The organism is Nonomuraea jiangxiensis (assembly GCF_900099965.1).
Classification (GTDB): Bacteria; Actinomycetota; Actinomycetes; order Streptosporangiales; family Streptosporangiaceae; genus Nonomuraea; species Nonomuraea jiangxiensis.
This window is the reverse complement of the sequence record NZ_FNDJ01000004.1, coordinates 108,567-124,734: the sequence shown is the minus strand read 5'-3', so window position 1 is coordinate 124,734 and position 16,168 is coordinate 108,567. Positions and strand designations below refer to the sequence as shown.

Here is a 16,168-nt window from a genome sequence, read left to right as displayed (position 1 = left end):
CTGGGGCCCGGCACGTCTGGGCATGCCTGGGCTTCGCCGAAGTCTAGCCCCACCCGGTGCCGAGTCGCGAAACCGCACAGCGCGTCGGCTCCCATCACAGGTCGGGCAACGGGTCGGGTGGCAGGGTCTCCGGCGCGAAGATCTCCGCGTCGGCGGCCGCGACCACCGCGACGTACTCCTCATCGAACTCGTACGTCATCAAGCCCAGCTCGATGACCGGCCCGGGCAGGATGGGGCCGAGCCTGGTGTGCCTCGGGAACTCGGCGAACACCGAAACCGGCCGATCGCTCCTGAGGGTCCTGGTGGCCAGCACGGAGATGGCCGAGCCGGTGACGACGATGAGGAAGTTCCCCGTCCCCACCGATCCCGCGGACAAGGCGGGAAAGACGTAGTGGATCTCACCTTGGTCGCCGAGCAACGTCCTGCAACGATCCCTGACAGCGGAACCCACGGGCATTCCATCCCCCCTCGGCGTTAAGTATCCGCAGGCGCCGGGGGGTGTCGCAATATGTGATCGAGTAATTGGTCTTGCACAATTTGTACGTTGTGCGGCGATTCGTACGATCTTGACCACGGAGAGCCGTACGGGCCCTCACACAGAGGCGTCAGGACAGGCGCGCGGCGACGAGATCCCACACGGTGTCGGCCAGATCCTCCTTGGGCCCGAGCGGCACCTCGACCGGATCGCCCCCCGCCACGAGCACGGTGGCGGCGTTGTCGGGGGTGCCGAAGGCCAGCCCCTCCCCCACCTTGTTGACGACCAGCAGGTCGCAGCCCTTGCGCTCCAGCTTGGCCCGCCCGTTGGCGAGCACGTCGTGCGTCTCGGCCGCGAACCCGACGATCACCCGCGGCCCCACCCGGCCCCCAACGCCTCCGCTGCCTGGAACCTCGCCCGCCAGAACCCCGTCGCCCGGAATCCCGCCCGTCAGAGCCCCGTCACCCGGCCCGAGCTCCGCCCCGGAGCCCGGCCCGGCCCCACGAGAGGCCCCATCACCCGAGCCGACGACCGAGTGCCCCGCCACAGCCGCGGCCTGGCGGCGGCGTTCGCCGAGCTCCGCGAGGATGTCCGGATTTTTCGTGACATAGATGGGGTCCGGCTCCCCGTCCGTCTTCTTGATCTTCTCGTCGCGCCGCGTCGCCGGCCGGAAGTCCGCCACGGCCGCGGCCATCACCACCACGTCGGCGCTCCCGGCGGCCTCCAACACGGCCGCACGCAACTCCGCCGTCGACTCCACCCGCACGACCCGCGCCCCGGCGGGGTCGGGCAACGCGACGTTCGCGGCGACCAGGGTCACCTCGGCGCCCCTGGCGACGGCGGTGCGGGCCAGGGCATAGCCCTGCAACCCGGTCGAACGGTTGCCGATGTAGCGGACCGGGTCGATCGCCTCGCGGGTGCCGCCCGCGGACACCACGACCTTCCGCCCGGCCAGGTCGCGCGGCCGCCCGCGCAGCACCCGCAGACAGACCTCGAAGATCTCGGCGGGGTCGGGCAGGCGCCCGGGGCCGGTGTCGGCGCCGGTGAGCCGCCCCACGGCCGGGTCGATCACGACGGATCCGCGCGAGCGCAGCGTCGCGACGTTGGCGCGGGTGGCCGGGTGCTGCCACATCTCGGTGTGCATGGCCGGCGCGAACACGACCGGACATCGGGCGGTCAGCAGCGTGTTGGTGAGCAGGTCGCCCGCCAGCCCGTGCGCGGCCCTGGCCAGCACGTCGGCGGTCGCGGGCGCCACCACGACGAGATCGGCCGCCTTGCCGATGCGCACGTGGGGCACCTCGTGAACGTCCTCCCACACCTCGGCCGACACGGGATGCCCCGACAGGGCGGCCCAGGTGGGCTCGCCCACGAACTTCAGTGCCTCGCGGGTCGGCACGACCCGCACGTCGTGCCCGGACTCGGTGAACAGCCGCAGCAACTCACAGGCCTTGTATGCGGCGATGCCACCGCTGACGCCCAGGACGACCTTCATCGAAGGGGTCAGACCGCGCCTTCGATGGGCTCGGCGTTGAGCAGGCCCTCGGAGACCTCGCGCAGCGCGATGGACAGCGGCTTCTCCTGGGCGTGCGTCTCGACCAGGGGCCCGACGTATTCCAGCAGGCCCTCGCCGAGCTGGGAGTAGTAGGCGTTGATCTGGCGAGCGCGCTTGGCGCCCATGATCACCAGGGAGTATTTGCTGTCGACGATGTCGAGCAGCGCGTCGATCGGCGGGTTGGTGATGCCCTCCGCGGCCGGGGTGCTACCTGCCACGATTGTCAGACCTCTCGGTTGGTGGTTGTCGTGACCCCCTGAGGGTCAGTCATCAAGGCTATCAGCCGATGGCACACGTGTTGGACACTCGTGTTCACCAGCGTGAGGTCGAATTCCTTCTCGGCGGCCATCTCGATCCGCCCGGCCCGCAGCCGGCGGGCGATGACGTCCTCCGGCTCGGTGCCGCGGCCGCGCAGCCGCTTCTCCAGCTCCTCCCACGTGGGCGGGGCCAGGAACACCAGCAGGGCCTCCGGCATGCTGCGCCGCACCTGCCTGGCGCCTTCGAGGTCGATCTCGAGCAGGGTCGGCACACCCTGGGCGAGTTTCTCCAGTACGGGCACCCGCGGCGTGCCGTAACGATTGCCCGCGAACTCCGCCCACTCCAGCAGCTCGCCGGCCTTGACCAGCCGGTCGAACTCCTCGCCGTCGACGAAGAAGTAGTGGACCCCGTTCACCTCGCCGGGCCGGGGCCGTCTGGTGGTCACCGAGACGGACAGCCACACCTCGGGATGCGCCCGCCGGAGCTCGGCGACCACCGTGGACTTACCGACGCCCGACGGTCCTGAGAGGACCGTCAGCCGCCTTTCGCTCAAGGGTGGGAAGCGCACCTCCGCTCCTGGTCCGACTGCCTCGTGGGCACTGACTTCGCCGGACCAGGACCTGTCGGTCACTTCCTACCCCCCGTTGAACCTGCGCTTTCGTGTGGAACTGAGATTAGCTCTCGTTGCCACCGAACTCGCGCTCGAGGGAAGCCCTCTGGTTCGCGCCGAGGCCCCGCACGCGGCGGGACTCGGCGATGGCAAGCCGCTCCATGAGCTGCTTGGCGCGGACCTTGCCCACGCCGGGGAGCGATTCCAACAGTGCCGAGACCTTCATCTTGCCGATGACGTCGTCGGTCTGCCCATCCTTGAGCACCTCAGCCAGAGAAACCGCGCCATGCTTGAGCCGGTTCTTGACCTCGGCACGCTCTTTACGGGCCTTGGCAGCCTTCTCCAGGGCTGCGGCGCGCTGCTCAGGGGTCAGTGGAGGAAGAGCCACGCCGGGTCACCTCGAATTTCTGTCGATGTACTCGGACGGGAAGGGAAACTAGCTGGTCATCGCCCCCTAAGCAACGTCAAGAGCGGTTTCTCCCCTCACAAAATCCACTTCATCACTGTGTGTATTCGTCAAATCACACTGCGCTGATCAAATCGCCCCCACTTCCCTCTTCGCGCGCTCCGGCACGACAGAGTCGCGGAACGCGAGGATGATCGCTTCGGCGCCGGCGACCGATGTCCGAAAACCCCGCCACACCAGGGCCGAAACCCAAATGCCGAAGGGTGTGCGAGGGCCTGCGAGGATGCATTATGATCTTGCTGGTGAGCCGGAACCGGCCGGTGACGGCGTGCCCTCGAACGCGCCCCTTCCGCCCGGGGGTGACAGCGCGGGGGTCGGCGATTCACCACGGCCGGTAAAGCCCACGTTCCGTCGATCCGGTGGGCAGGCCCGTCAAGGTCACGCATACGCCCGTGGACAGACCCGTCAAGGTCCCGCCGGCGGCCGTGCGCAGGCCTGTCAAGGCCGTGCGCAGGCCCGTCAAGGTCCCGCGGGCGGCCGTGCGCAGGCCCGTCAAGCCGTGCGCACGCCCGCCAAGATCCCGCATGCGGCCGTACACCAGCCCGTCAGGGCCCCGTACGTACGGCCGAAGGCCCCCGCGAGCGGGGGCCCGAGAGCCTATGAGACCTGGCGGCGGAGGGAGGCGGCGATGGCGGCCGCCGCCGCGCCCGGGTCGGCCGCGCCCGTGATCGGACGGCCGATGACCAGCAGGTCCGCCCCGTCCGCCAGCGCCTGCTCCGGCGTGGCCACCCGCGCCTGGTCCTGCGTGGCGGCTCCGGCCGGCCGCACGCCCGGCGTGATGAGCGTGATCCCCTTGCCCACCTCCGCCCGCACCGCCGACACCTCGTGGGGCGAGCACACCAGGGCCGTGGCCCCCGCCTCCACCGCCACGCCGGCCAGGCGGCGCACCGCGTCGTCGGCGGGCCCGAGGAGCCCCACGCGGCCCAGGTCGGCCTCGGTCAGGGAGGTCAGGATGGTCACGGCGGCGATCTGGGTGTCGTCCGCGGCCGCCTCCACGGCGGCCCTGATCATGGCGGGTCCGCCGGTGGCGTGCACCGTGAGGATCGCCGGCCGCAGCCGGGCGACGGCGCGGGAGGCGCCGGAGACCGTGTTCGGGATGTCGTGCAGCTTGAGGTCCAGGAACACCTGTACGCCGCTGGCGCCCCGCACGGAGGCGATCACGTCGGGCCCGTAGCGCAGGTAGAGCTCCAGGCCCACCTTGACCGTGCTGACGTGCGGCGTCACCAGGGACGCCCACTGGGCGGCGGTCTCCAGATCGGGTGCATCCAGGGCGACGGCGATGGGTGCGGGTGTCAAGAGGTGTTCTCCTAGGAATCGCGAGACGACGAATCGGTGGTCACGGGCACGCCGGGAGAATCGGTGGTCACGGGGTGCTCTCCTCGGAATCGACCAGCAGGTGCCGGTGCGCGCTCCCCGGCGGGCGGTGGGCCAGGCCGACGGCGTCGGCCAGCCGCTGGAAGCCGCGGGCCCGCAGCAGGTCCTCCAGTTCCCGTTCGACCCGCAGGCAGGCGTAGGGGTCGTGGAACAGCGCGGTGCCCACCCCGACCACGCAGGCGCCCGCCAGGACGAGCTGGAAGGCGTCCCTGCCGCTCATCACGCCGCCGATGCCGATCAGCGGTACGCCGGGGAGCGCTGCGTGCACCTGCCACACGCAGCGGACGGCCAGCGGCAGGATCGCGGGCCCGGACAGCCCGCCGGTGACGGCGGCGAGCGAGGGCCGCAGCGCCTCGGTGTCGATGGCCATGCCGAGGGGGTTGTTGATCATGGACAGCGCGTCGGCCCCGGAGTCGACGCAGGCCCGCGCCACGGACACGATGTCGGCGACGTCGGGGGCCAGCTTGGCCACGACCGGGACGTCGTAGCGCATGATGGAGCGCACGGAGGCGATGACCTCGGCCGCGGCGCTGCCCTCGCGGGCGAAGACGCGCCCGCGGTCCTCCATGTTCGGGCAGGAGAGGTTGACCTCCAGCGCGGTCACGCCGGGCGCGTCGGCGAGCCTGCGGGCCAGTTCGGAGTATTCGGCGACGGTGCCGCCGCCGATCGAGACGATGGTCCTGATGCCCCGCTGGGCCAGCCAGGGCAGCTCGCGCTCCAGGAACGCGTCGATGCCCGGCCCCTGCAGCCCGACGGCGTTCAGCATGCCGGAGGGCGTCTCGGCCATCCGCGGCGTGGGCCGCCCGGCCCGGGGCGCCATGGTGATCGAGCGGGTGGTCAGCGCGCCGAGCCGGTGCAGGTCGAAGAACTGGGCCAGCTCCCGCCCGGAGGAGGCGCAGCCGGCGGCGGTGGTGATCGGGTTCGCGAGCTCCACGTGCGCCAGGAACGTACGCATATCAACTGACATGTCGTACACCGCCACCGGGAGCGCCGAGCGCGTCGAACGGGATCGTTCCCACGTCCTCGAACCGCACCTGCTCTCCCCGGAACACCGACCCCTCCACGCACGCCCTGACCATCCTGGTCACCCCGTCGTCCCCGATGATGGGCAGCACGCACGTCATGCACACCCCGATGCCGCAGGCCATCGACTCCTCGACCGCCACCTGCACCGGGATGTCGAACTCCATCGCCACCGCCGTCACCGCCCGCAACGTCTCCATGGGCGCGCAGGCGTAGACGACGTCCGCCCGCGTGTCGGCGATCACCGCGGGCAGCGCGTCGGTGACCTTGCCGCGCACGCCCAGCGAGCCGTCCTCGGTCGTCAGCGTCGTGGTCTCGGCGAGCCTGCGCGCCCGCATGGCCCCGAACACGCGCTCGGCCCCGGCCGCGCCGAGCACGAAGTCCACCCGGCAACCCCGCGCCAGCAGCGCGTCGGCCAGCGGGAAGAGCACGGCGGAGCCGTATTCGGCGCCGACCAGCACGCAGTGCGCGGGGTCGCGCGGCAGCGGAAAGGGCCGTCCGAGCGGCCCGACCAGGTCGAGCGTGTCACGGGCGCGCCGCTCGGCCAGCCAGGCCGTGCCGGGACCGCCGGCGGTGAAGACCAGCTCGACCGTGCCGCCGTAGTCGGACTTGACGTCGTGGATGGAGAACGCGCGGCGCGTCACCATCGACGTGTAAGCCCCGCCGACCGCCACGGAGACGAAGTGACCGGGACGGTAGCGCTCGGCGATGCCGGGCGCCACCACCGTCAGCGCATGGTAGGCGTCGACCCGGCGCGTCGTCAGCACCGTGCCCGTCACCTGCACCGGAGTACCGGCCAGCCGTCTTCACCTCCCGCGCGGGGTCAGCCCCGAATCGCCTGTGCGTGCTCCTGGAGCGACCGTACGCCCACGTCACCGCGCACGATGGCCTGGATGCCCGCGGCCGCCGCGGCGAGTCCGGCGACCGTGGTGATGCACGGGATGCCGCGCAGCACCGCGGCGGTGCGGATCTCGTAGCCGTCGAGCCGTGGCCCCGACTGCCCCGGGCTGCCGAACGGCGTGTTGACGATCAGATCGACCTCGCCGTCGAGAATGGCCTGCACGCTCGTGGGCTCACCTCCCGGCCCGGTCCCCTCGCTCTGCTTTCGCACGATCTTGGCATGGACGCCGTTGCGGCGCAGCACCTCGGCGGTGCCCTCGGTGGCCAGGATCTCGAACCCGAGATCAGCCAGCGCCTTCACGGGGAAGATCATCGCACGCTTGTCCCGGTTGGCCACCGACACGAACGCGCGTCCGCGCGTCGGCAGCTCGCCATAGGCGCCGGCCTGGGACTTGGCGAACGCGATCCCGAAGAACTTGTCGATGCCCATGACCTCGCCCGTGGAGCGCATCTCTGGCCCCAGCACGATGTCCACGCCCCGGAACCGGTTGAACGGCAGCACGGCCTCCTTGACCGCGATCGAGGCGTCCATGGGCAGCGTGCCCCCGTCTCCGGTGGCCGGCAGCATGCCCTCCTCGCGCAGCGAGGCGATGGACGCGCCGAGCATCACCCGGGCCGCCGCCTTGGCCAGCGGCACCGCCGTGGCCTTGGACACGAACGGCACCGTACGGCTGGCGCGCGGGTTGGCCTCCAGGACGTACAGGACGCCGGCCGACATGGCGTACTGGACGTTGAGCAGCCCGCGCACGCCCACCCCGGCGGCGATGGCCTCGGTGGCGGCGCGGATGCGCTTGATGTCGTGGCTGCCGAGCGTGATGGGCGGCAGCGCGCACGCCGAGTCGCCGGAGTGGATGCCGGCCTCCTCGATGTGCTCCATGACGCCGCCGAGGTAGAGCTCCTCGCCGTCGTAGAGGGCGTCCACGTCGATCTCGATGGCCTCGTCCAGGAACTTGTCCACCAGGACGGGGTGGCCGCCCTCCTGGGCCGCCATGTACGTGGTCAGCGTCCGGTCGTCGTACACGATGGCCATGCCGGCGCCGCCCAGCACATAGGAGGGGCGTACGAGCACCGGGTAGCCGATCTCCTCGGCGATCTCCAGCGCCTCCGGCACCGTCAGCGCCGTGCCGTGCTTCGGCGCGGGCAGGCCCGCCTCGGCCAGCACCCGCCCGAACGCGCCGCGCTCCTCGGCCAGGTGGATGGACTCCGGCGAGGTGCCCACCACGGGCACCCCCGCGTCCTTGAGCGCCTGCGCCAGCCCGAGCGGCGTCTGCCCGCCGAGCTGCACGATCACGCCCACGACCGGGCCGGTCTGCTGCTCGGCGTGCACGACCTCCAGGACGTCCTCCAGGGTGAGCGGCTCGAAGTAGAGCCGGTCGGAGGTGTCGTAGTCGGTCGAGACGGTCTCAGGGTTGCAGTTGACCATGACGGTCTCGAACCCGGCCCTGGACAGCTCGAACGAGGCGTGCACGCACGCGTAGTCGAACTCGATGCCCTGCCCGATGCGGTTGGGCCCGGAGCCGAGGATGATGACCTTGCGCCGCTCGCCGGTCGGCACCTCGCTCTCCTCGTCGTAGGTCGAGTAGAGGTAGGGCGTCCTGGCGGCGAACTCGGCGGCGCAGGTGTCGACCGTGTTGTAGACCGGCCGCAGCCCCAGCGCGTGCCGCAGGTCGCGGACCCGGGCCTCGTCGATGCCGCGGATCTCGCCCACCTGCGTGTCGCTGAACCCCAGGTGCTTGGCGCGGGCGAGCACCTCGACGGTCAGCTCGGGCGCCGCGGCGACCCGCCGCGCCTCCTCGTCGAGCAGGAAGAGCTGGTCGATGAACCACGGGTCGACGTGCGTCGCGTCGTACAGCTCCGCCGCCGTGGCGCCCGCCCTGACGGCCTGCTGCATCGTCCGCAGCCGCCCGTCGTGCGGGGTGCGGCAGGCCGCCAGCAGCTCGTCCTTCTCCCCGGGCGGGCCCGCCCAGGTGAAGGAGGAGTCGCGCTTCTCCAGCGAGCGCAGCGCCTTCTGCAGCGCCTCGGGGAAGGAGCGGCCGATGGCCATGGCCTCGCCCACGGACTTCATGTGCGTGGTGAGCGTCTCGTCGGCGCCGCGGAACTTCTCGAAGGCGAACCTCGGCACCTTCACCACGATGTAGTCGAGCGTCGGCTCGAACGAGGCCGGCGTCTCCTTGGTGATGTCGTTGGGGATCTCGTCGAGGGTGTAGCCGATGGCGAGCTTGGCGGCGATCTTGGCGATCGGGAAGCCGGTGGCCTTGGAGGCCAGGGCGCTCGACCGGGACACGCGGGGGTTCATCTCGATGACGATCATGCGGCCGGTGGCCGGGTCGACCGCGAACTGGATGTTGCAGCCGCCGGTGTCGACGCCGACCTCGCGGATGACGGCGATGGCGACGTCGCGCATGTTCTGGTATTCGCGGTCGGTCAGGGTCAGCGCGGGCGCCACCGTCACGCTGTCGCCGGTGTGCACGCCCATGGGGTCGATGTTCTCGATGGAGCACACGATGACGACGTTGTCGCTCTTGTCGCGCATGACCTCCAGCTCGTATTCCTTCCAGCCGAGGATGGACTCCTCCAGGAGCACCTCGGTGGTCGGCGAGGCGTCGAGCCCGGCGCCGGCGATGCGCCGCAGGTCGTCCTCGTCGTGGGCGAAGCCGGAGCCGGCGCCGCCCATCGTGAACGACGGCCGGACCACCAGCGGGTAGCCCAGCTCGCCGGCCGCGGCCAGGCACTCCTCCATCGAGTGGCAGATGATCGACCTGGCCGACTCCGCGTTGAGCCCGCGCTCGCGGGCGACCTTGGCGACGATCTCCTTGAACCGCTCGCGGTTCTCGCCCGCCTGGATCGCGTCGAAGTCGGCCCCGATCAGCTCGACCTGGTATTTCTCCAGCACGCCCGACTCGTGCAGGGCCACCGCCGTGTTGAGCGCGGTCTGCCCGCCCAGGGTGGGCAGCAGCGCGTCGGGACGCTCCTTGGCGATGATCTTCTCGACGTATTCGGGGGTGATCGGCTCGACGTACGTGGCGTCCGCGAACTCGGGGTCGGTCATGATCGTCGCCGGGTTGCTGTTGACCAGCACGACGCGGAACCCCTCGGCCCGCAGCACCCGGCACGCCTGGGTGCCCGAGTAGTCGAACTCGCACGCCTGGCCGATCACGATCGGCCCCGACCCGATCACCAGGACGGACCTGATGTCCTCACGCTTGGGCACGGCTCATGACCTCACAGAACTCGTCGAAAAGGTAGGCGGCGTCGTGAGGCCCGGCCGCGGCCTCCGGATGGTACTGAACGCTGAAGGCCGGCCCGTCCAGCAGGCGCAGGCCCTCCACGCAGCGGTCGTTGAGGTTGACGTGGCTGACCTCGGCCCGCCCGTACGGGGTGTCGAAGGGCCCGTCCAGGGGCGCCTCGACGGCGAACCCGTGGTTGTGCGCCGAGATCTCCACCTTGCCCGTCCGCACGTCCTGGACCGGCTGGTTGACGCCCCGGTGCCCGTAACGCAGCTTGTACGTGGACAGCCCGAGGGCGCGGCCGAACAGCTGGTTGCCGAAGCAGATCCCGAAGAACGGCACCCTGGCCCCCAGGATCGAGCCCAGGGCCGTCACGTCCGCGGTGGCCGGGTCGCCGGGCCCGTTGGAGAAGAACACGCCGTCCGGCCGGACCGCCATGATCTGCTCGTAGGTGGCGTCGGCCGGGAGCACGTGCACCTCGCAGCCGCGCTCGGCCATCCGGTGCGGGGTCATGCCCTTGATGCCCAGGTCCACGGCCGCGACGGTGAACCTCTTCCGGCCGATCGCCGGCACCATGTAGGGCTCGGTGGTGGCCACCTCGGCGGCCAGGTCGGCGCCCTCCATGGCGGGCGAGCGGCGTACCCGCTCGACGAGCTCCGCCAGCGGCTCGGCGGGCGCGGTGAAGATGCCCGCGCGCATGGCGCCGCGCTCGCGCAGGTGGCGGGTGAGCGCGCGCGTGCCGGGGATGGCGATGCCGACGACGCCCTGCTCCTTGAGGTAGGCGTCGAGCGAGCGGTTCGCCCGCCAGTTGGAGACCACCCTGGACGGCTCGCGCACGACGTAGCCGGCGACCCAGACGCGGCCCGACTCCGGGTCCTCGTCGTTGACGCCGGTGTTGCCGATGTGCGGCGCCGTCATGGCGACGATCTGTCGGTGGTAGGACGGGTCCGTGAGGGTCTCCTGGTAGCCGGTCATGCCGGTGTTGAAGACCATTTCGCCGAACGTCTCGCCGTCGGCGCCGTACGGAGTTCCGTGGAAGACGCGGCCGTCCTCCAGGACGAGCACCGATGAGTTCAAACCAGCTTCCCTTCGAGTACGGTCGGCGTGCCGCGCAGGAACGTGGCCACTACCCGGCCGGGCAACGTCATCCCCTCGTAGGGGGTGTTCCTGCTCTTGGAGGCGAACGCGGAGGGGTCCACCTCGGTGCGCGCGGACGGGTCGTACAGCGTGATGTTGGCCGGCGCGCCGGCCTCCAGCGGGCGGCCCTGGCCGCTGAGGCGGCCGATGCGCGCGGGCACGACCGACATGCGCTCGGCGACGCCCGCCCAGTCGAGCAGGCCGGTCTCGACCATGGCCTCCTGGACCACGCTGAGCGCCGTCTCCAGGCCGACCATGCCCATGGCGGCGGCCGACCACTCGGTCTCCTTGTCCTCGACCGGGTGCGGCGCGTGGTCGGTGGCGACGATGTCGATCGTGCCGTCGGCCAGTGCGGCCCGCAGCGCCTCGACGTCGGCCCGGGTGCGCAGCGGCGGGTTGACCTTGTAGATCGGGTTGTACGCACCCACCGGCGACTCCTCGACGAGGTCGTCGGTGAGCAGGAGGTGGTGCGGGGTGACCTCGGCGGTGATGTTCCAGCCCTTGGACTTGGCCCAGCGCAGGATCTCCACCGAGCCCGCCGTGGAGACGTGGCAGATGTGCAGCCTGGAGCCGACGTGGGCGGCCAGCAGGCAGTCACGGGCGATGATCGCCTCCTCCGCCACCGCCGGCCAGCCGGTCAGACCGAGCCGGCCGGAGACGACGCCCTCGTTCATCTGGGCGCCGGCCGTGAGCCTGGGCTCCTGGGCGTGCTGGGCGATGACGCCGTCGAAGGCCTTGACGTATTCCAGGGCGCGGCGCATCAGCACGGCGTCGTCGACGCACCTGCCGTCGTCGGAGAAGACGCGCACGCGGGCGGCCGAGTCGGCCATCGCGCCCAGCTCGGCCAGCTGCCTGCCCTCCAGGCCGACGGTGACGGCCCCGACCGGGTGCACGTCGCAGTGCGCGAACTCGCGGCCGAGCCGCCACACCTGCTCGACCACGCCCGCGGTGTCGGCCACGGGCGAGGTGTTGGCCATGGCGTGCACGGCGGTGTATCCGCCGCGGGCCGCCGACTGCGTGCCGCTCTGCACGGTCTCGGCGTCCTCCCTGCCGGGCTCGCGCAGGTGTGTGTGCAGGTCGACCAGCCCGGGCAGCGCGATGGCGCCCTGCCCGTCGATCACCTGCTCCCCGTCGGCGCCGGCGGCGGCCTGTCCGGCGGGGGTGATCGCGGCGATCGCCCCGTCCACCACCCGGAGGTCCACCGGCTCCCCGCCGAGGATCCTGACGTTCCTGATGATCATCGGGCCTCCTTCGTCGGCACAATGATCGAGATGCTGTGCCCCTTGGTTCGTACGCTGCTGCGCAGGCTCACGCGGTCTCTCCTCCGAGCAGGAGGTACAGGACGGCCATGCGGATGGTCACGCCGTTGGCGACCTGTTCGACGATCGTGGACCGCGCGGAGTCGGCCACCTCGGCCGCGATCTCCATACCGCGGTTCATCGGCCCCGGATGCATCACGATCGCCTCTTCCGGCATCTTGGCGAAGCGTTCCCGGTCCAGCCCGTACCGGCGCGAGTATTCGCGCTCCGACGGGAAGTACGCGGCGTTCATCCGCTCCTTCTGCACCCGCAGCATCATCACCACGTCGGCCTTGGGCAGCACCGCGTCGAGGTCGTAGGAGACCTCGCACGGCCAGGTGCCGATGGACACCGGCACCAGCGTGGGCGGCGCGACCAGCGTGACCTCCGCGCCGAGCGTGTGCAGCAGCAGCACGTTGGAGCGGGCGACCCGGCTGTGCAGCACGTCGCCGACGATCGCGACCTTGCGCCCGTCGAGGTTGCCCAGGCGGCGGCGCATCGAGAAGGCGTCCAGCAGGGCCTGCGTGGGGTGCTCGTGGGTGCCGTCGCCGGCGTTGACCACGCTGCCGTGCACCCAGTTGGCCAGCCGGTGCGGCGCGCCGGAGGCGCTGTGGCGGATGACGACCGCGTCGGCCCCCATGGCCTCCAGGGTGAGCGCGGTGTCCTTGAGCGACTCGCCCTTGGACACGCTCGACCCCTTGGCCGAGAAGTTGATCACGTCCGCGGACAGCCGCTTGGCCGCCGCCTCGAACGAGATCCGCGTCCGGGTCGAGTCCTCGAAGAACAGGTTGACCACCGTACGCCCGCGCAGCGTCGGCAGCTTCTTGATGGAACGTTCCGAGACCCTCGCCAGCTCCTCGGCGGTGTCCAGGATGAGCAGCGCGTCGTCCTTGGTGAGGTCGCCCGCGGAGATGAGGTGCCGGTTCACCTGGCCTCCCCCTTCATGAGCAGGACGGCGTCACGGCCGTCCGTCTCCTGCAGATAGACCTTGACCTTCTCGCTCTTGGCCGTCGGGAGGTTCTTGCCGACGTAGTCGGCGCGGATGGGCAGCTCGCGGTGACCGCGGTCGACCAGGATGGCGAGCTGGACGGCGGTCGGGCGGCCGAGGTCGTTGAGCGCGTCGAGCGCGGCCCGCACGGTGCGGCCCGAGTAGAGCACGTCGTCGACGAGCACCACGATCTTGCCGTCGATCCCGTCAGGCGGCACCTCGGTCCGGCCGAGCGGCCGGGCGGGCTTGAGCCGCAGGTCGTCGCGGTACATTGTGATGTCGATCGAGCCGACCGGGGTCTTGACGCCTTCGAACTGCTCGATGCGCTCGCCGAGGCGCGTCGCCAGCGTGGCGCCGCGGGTCGGGATGCCGAGGAGGACGACGTCACCGGCGCCCTTGGTGCGTTCGAGGATCTCGTGCGCGATCCGGGTCAGCGCCCGGTGGATGTCCGGCGCCTCCAGCACGGCCCGGCCATCGGGCCCCCTGGAGTCGGGTCGGGAATCGGACATGGCGAATCTCACCACCTTTCCCGCCTCACGGGACGGGTCTTAAAAGGGTGTTGGTCGGGACACACAGTACCAGGGGCTACCTGGAACAACGGGAGCACCCTCCCGTGGCGGCGGCCGGCGTGACGGCCGCCGGAAGGGGGATAGAGCAAAGATGACATTCCACGTCGATTCGGAGGTCGGGCCCCTCAGGCAGGTCCTCCTGCACAAGCCGGATCTGGCGCTGAAACGGCTGACCCCGACCAACAAGGACGGATTCCTCTTCGACGACGTGCTCTGGGTCCAGCGCGCCAAGGAGGAGCACGAGGAGTTCCAGCAGGTGCTGCGTGGCCGCGGCATCCGCGTTCACGAGCTGTCCGACCTGCTCAGGGAGACGGTGGAGATCCCGGAGGCGCGCAAGCACATCCTCGACGCGGTCATCGACGAGCGCTGGCTCGGCCGGGGCGCCATCGACGACATCCGCAACACGCTCGACGGCATGGACGCGGCGACGCTGCAGGTCTACCTGACCGGCGGCATCACCAAGCGGGAGCTGGCCGAGCTGGGCTGCGCCCCCGACTCGGTGACCTTCCACACGCTGGGCGGCCAGGACTTCATCCTGCCGCCGCTGCCGAACCACCTGTTCACCCGCGACACCTCCTGCTGGGTGTACGACGGCGTCTCGATCAACGCGATGAAGAAGAAGGCCCGCATGCGGGAGACGGTCAACATGGAGGCCGTCTACATGTTCCACCCGACGTTCGCCGGCGGCTTCAACCGGCCCGACGAGGGCGGCTACCACTGCTGGATGCCCGGCCAGGCGGTGGCGCCGGCCACCATCGAGGGCGGCGACGTGATGGTCATCGGCCGGGGCGCGGTGCTGATCGGGATGAGCGAGCGCACGCAGCCGCAGGCGGTGGAGATGCTGGCGCAGCGGCTGTTCCGGGCCGGCTCGGCGAGGACGATCGTGGCCCTCGACATGCCGAAGGCGCGGGCGTTCATGCACCTGGACACGGTGATGACCATGCTGGACGTCGGCGTGTTCACCCAGTACGCCGGGCTCGGCATGCTGCCCGCGTACACCATCGAGCCCGGCGTGACGCCGAAGGAGCTCAAGGTCACCGACCACCCGCCGGAGGACATGCACAAGGCCATCGCCCGTGCCCTGGACCTGCCCGCCATCACGGTCCTGACGCCCACGCAGGACGTGTCCGCCGCCGAGCGGGAGCAGTGGGACGACGGCTGCAACGGGCTGGCGCTGGAGCCCGGGGTGATCGTCGCCTACGAGCGCAACACCACCACCAACAACCACCTGCGCGAGCACGGCATCGAGGTGATCACCATCAGGGGCAGCGAGCTCGGCAGGGGCCGCGGCGGGCCGCGGTGCATGAGCTGCCCGCTCGAACGCGACGGCATCTAGGGGGAGGCCATGCGGGTCATCGTGGCACTGGGCGGCAACGCGGTGCTCAGGCGCGGCCAGCGGCCGGACGCCGACACACAGCTCGCCAACGTTCGCTCCGCCGTCAGGACGCTGGCCAGGCTCGCCGCCCGGCACGAGCTGGTCATCACCCACGGGAACGGCCCCCAGGTCGGCATGCTGGCCCTGCAGAGCGCGGGCGACCCGAACCTGAGCCGCCCCTACCCGTTCGACACGCTCGGCGCGCAGACGCAGGGCATGATCGGCTACTGGATGCAGCAGGCGCTGCAGAACGCGCTGCCGGGCCGGCAGGTGCTGGCCATGATCACGCAGACGCTGGTGACGGCCGTGGACCCGGCCTTCGAGCGGCCGACCAAGTTCGTCGGGCAGTCCTATGACCGGGAGGAGGCCGAGAAGCTGGCCGGCGAGCACGGCTGGACGGTCGCGCGGGACGGCACCGCCTGGCGGCGGGTCGTACCCTCCCCCGCCCCGCGGCGCATCGTCGAGACGCGGCTGATCCGGCAGCTCGTGCGCGAGGGCGTGATCGTGATCTGCGCGGGCGGCGGCGGCATCCCGGTCGTGCGCGACGAACGCGGCCGGCTGGCCGGCGTCGAGGCGGTCGTGGACAAGGACCTGACGGCGGCGATGCTGGCCGAGGCGCTGGAGTGCGACGCGTTCCTGAGCCTGACCGACGTGCCGCGCGTGATGCGGGACTTCGGCACGCCGGAGCAGACGGAGATCGCCCACACCACGCCGCACGAGCTGCGGGCCATCGACTTCCCCGCCGGGTCCATGGGCCCGAAGGTCGAGGCCGCGTGCCGGTTCGTGGAGACGACGGGCGACATGGCCGCCATCGGGAAGCTGGACGATGCCGAACGCATACTCGACGGCTCGGCGGGGACCATCGTCACGCCCAACGGCAGGTGGCCGCTGACGAGCACCCTGTAGGGGGTGTCGC

General features: G+C 71.0%; 15 protein-coding genes. 2 read left to right on the top strand and 13 right to left on the bottom strand.

The genetic code is table 11. The annotated features are described in order from the left end of the window. Positions 1-94 precede the first annotated feature (94 nt). The 13 genes from BLS95_RS10010 to pyrR form a co-directional block, all read right to left on the bottom strand. The gene (locus tag BLS95_RS10010; protein WP_176993112.1) at positions 95-457 is read right to left on the bottom strand and encodes a hypothetical protein; all 363 of its coding nucleotides are present in this window, start codon (positions 455-457) and stop codon (positions 95-97) included. 148 nt (positions 458-605) lie between these two features. Beyond that, positions 606-1,967: a bifunctional phosphopantothenoylcysteine decarboxylase/phosphopantothenate--cysteine ligase CoaBC gene (gene coaBC, locus BLS95_RS10000; protein WP_245764960.1), complete on the bottom strand. Its 1,362-nt coding sequence runs from the start codon at positions 1,965-1,967 to the stop codon at positions 606-608. An 8-nt stretch (positions 1,968-1,975) separates the two neighbouring features. After that, positions 1,976-2,245 carry a DNA-directed RNA polymerase subunit omega gene (gene rpoZ, locus BLS95_RS09995; protein WP_090930634.1) on the bottom strand — a complete coding sequence of 90 codons (270 nt, stop codon included), beginning with the start codon at positions 2,243-2,245 and terminating at the stop codon, positions 1,976-1,978. A gap of 5 nt (positions 2,246-2,250) precedes the next feature. Then, positions 2,251-2,853: a guanylate kinase gene (gene gmk / locus BLS95_RS09990; protein WP_218135680.1), complete on the bottom strand. Its 603-nt coding sequence runs from the start codon at positions 2,851-2,853 to the stop codon at positions 2,251-2,253. A 106-nt stretch (positions 2,854-2,959) separates the two neighbouring features. Beyond that, positions 2,960-3,283, bottom strand: coding sequence for an integration host factor, actinobacterial type (gene mihF, locus BLS95_RS09985; protein ID WP_020541698.1), 324 nt, complete (start codon positions 3,281-3,283; stop codon positions 2,960-2,962). 675 nt (positions 3,284-3,958) lie between these two features. Further along, positions 3,959-4,657 (bottom strand): orotidine-5'-phosphate decarboxylase, encoded by a 699-nt coding sequence (gene pyrF / locus BLS95_RS09975; RefSeq protein ID WP_090930631.1) that lies wholly within the window; start codon positions 4,655-4,657, stop codon positions 3,959-3,961. Between the two features lie 67 nt (positions 4,658-4,724). Further along, positions 4,725-5,702 (bottom strand): dihydroorotate dehydrogenase, encoded by a 978-nt coding sequence (locus tag BLS95_RS09970; protein ID WP_090931002.1) that lies wholly within the window; start codon positions 5,700-5,702, stop codon positions 4,725-4,727. After that, on the bottom strand, positions 5,692-6,543 hold the full coding sequence (locus BLS95_RS09965) for a dihydroorotate dehydrogenase electron transfer subunit (protein WP_176993111.1): 852 nt from the start codon (positions 6,541-6,543) through the stop codon (positions 5,692-5,694). The genes BLS95_RS09970 and BLS95_RS09965 overlap by 11 nt, the downstream gene beginning before the upstream one ends. Before the next feature lie 38 nt (positions 6,544-6,581). Beyond that, positions 6,582-9,869, bottom strand: coding sequence for a carbamoyl-phosphate synthase large subunit (gene carB / locus BLS95_RS09960; protein ID WP_090930629.1), 3,288 nt, complete (start codon positions 9,867-9,869; stop codon positions 6,582-6,584). Next, positions 9,856-10,962, bottom strand: coding sequence for a glutamine-hydrolyzing carbamoyl-phosphate synthase small subunit (gene carA, locus BLS95_RS09955; RefSeq protein ID WP_090930628.1), 1,107 nt, complete (start codon positions 10,960-10,962; stop codon positions 9,856-9,858). The genes carB and carA overlap by 14 nt, the downstream gene beginning before the upstream one ends. After that, on the bottom strand, positions 10,959-12,263 hold the full coding sequence (locus BLS95_RS09950) for a dihydroorotase (protein WP_090930627.1): 1,305 nt from the start codon (positions 12,261-12,263) through the stop codon (positions 10,959-10,961). The genes carA and BLS95_RS09950 overlap by 4 nt, the downstream gene beginning before the upstream one ends. Before the next feature lie 67 nt (positions 12,264-12,330). Then, entirely contained in the window at positions 12,331-13,248 is a 918-nt protein-coding gene (locus BLS95_RS09945; RefSeq protein ID WP_090930626.1) for an aspartate carbamoyltransferase catalytic subunit, read from the bottom strand. Beyond that, positions 13,245-13,817, bottom strand: a complete 573-nt coding sequence (pyrR, locus tag BLS95_RS09940; protein WP_090930625.1) for a bifunctional pyr operon transcriptional regulator/uracil phosphoribosyltransferase PyrR — start codon at positions 13,815-13,817, stop codon at positions 13,245-13,247. Before pyrR ends, BLS95_RS09945 begins: the two co-directional genes overlap by 4 nt. 151 nt (positions 13,818-13,968) lie before the next feature. Here pyrR and BLS95_RS09935 point away from each other — a divergent pair, with 151 nt between their 5' ends. Next, positions 13,969-15,213: an arginine deiminase gene (locus BLS95_RS09935; protein WP_090930624.1), complete on the top strand. Its 1,245-nt coding sequence runs from the start codon at positions 13,969-13,971 to the stop codon at positions 15,211-15,213. A gap of 9 nt (positions 15,214-15,222) precedes the next feature. Next, positions 15,223-16,158: a carbamate kinase gene (arcC, locus tag BLS95_RS09930; RefSeq protein WP_090930623.1), complete on the top strand. Its 936-nt coding sequence runs from the start codon at positions 15,223-15,225 to the stop codon at positions 16,156-16,158. Positions 16,159-16,168 lie beyond the last annotated feature (10 nt).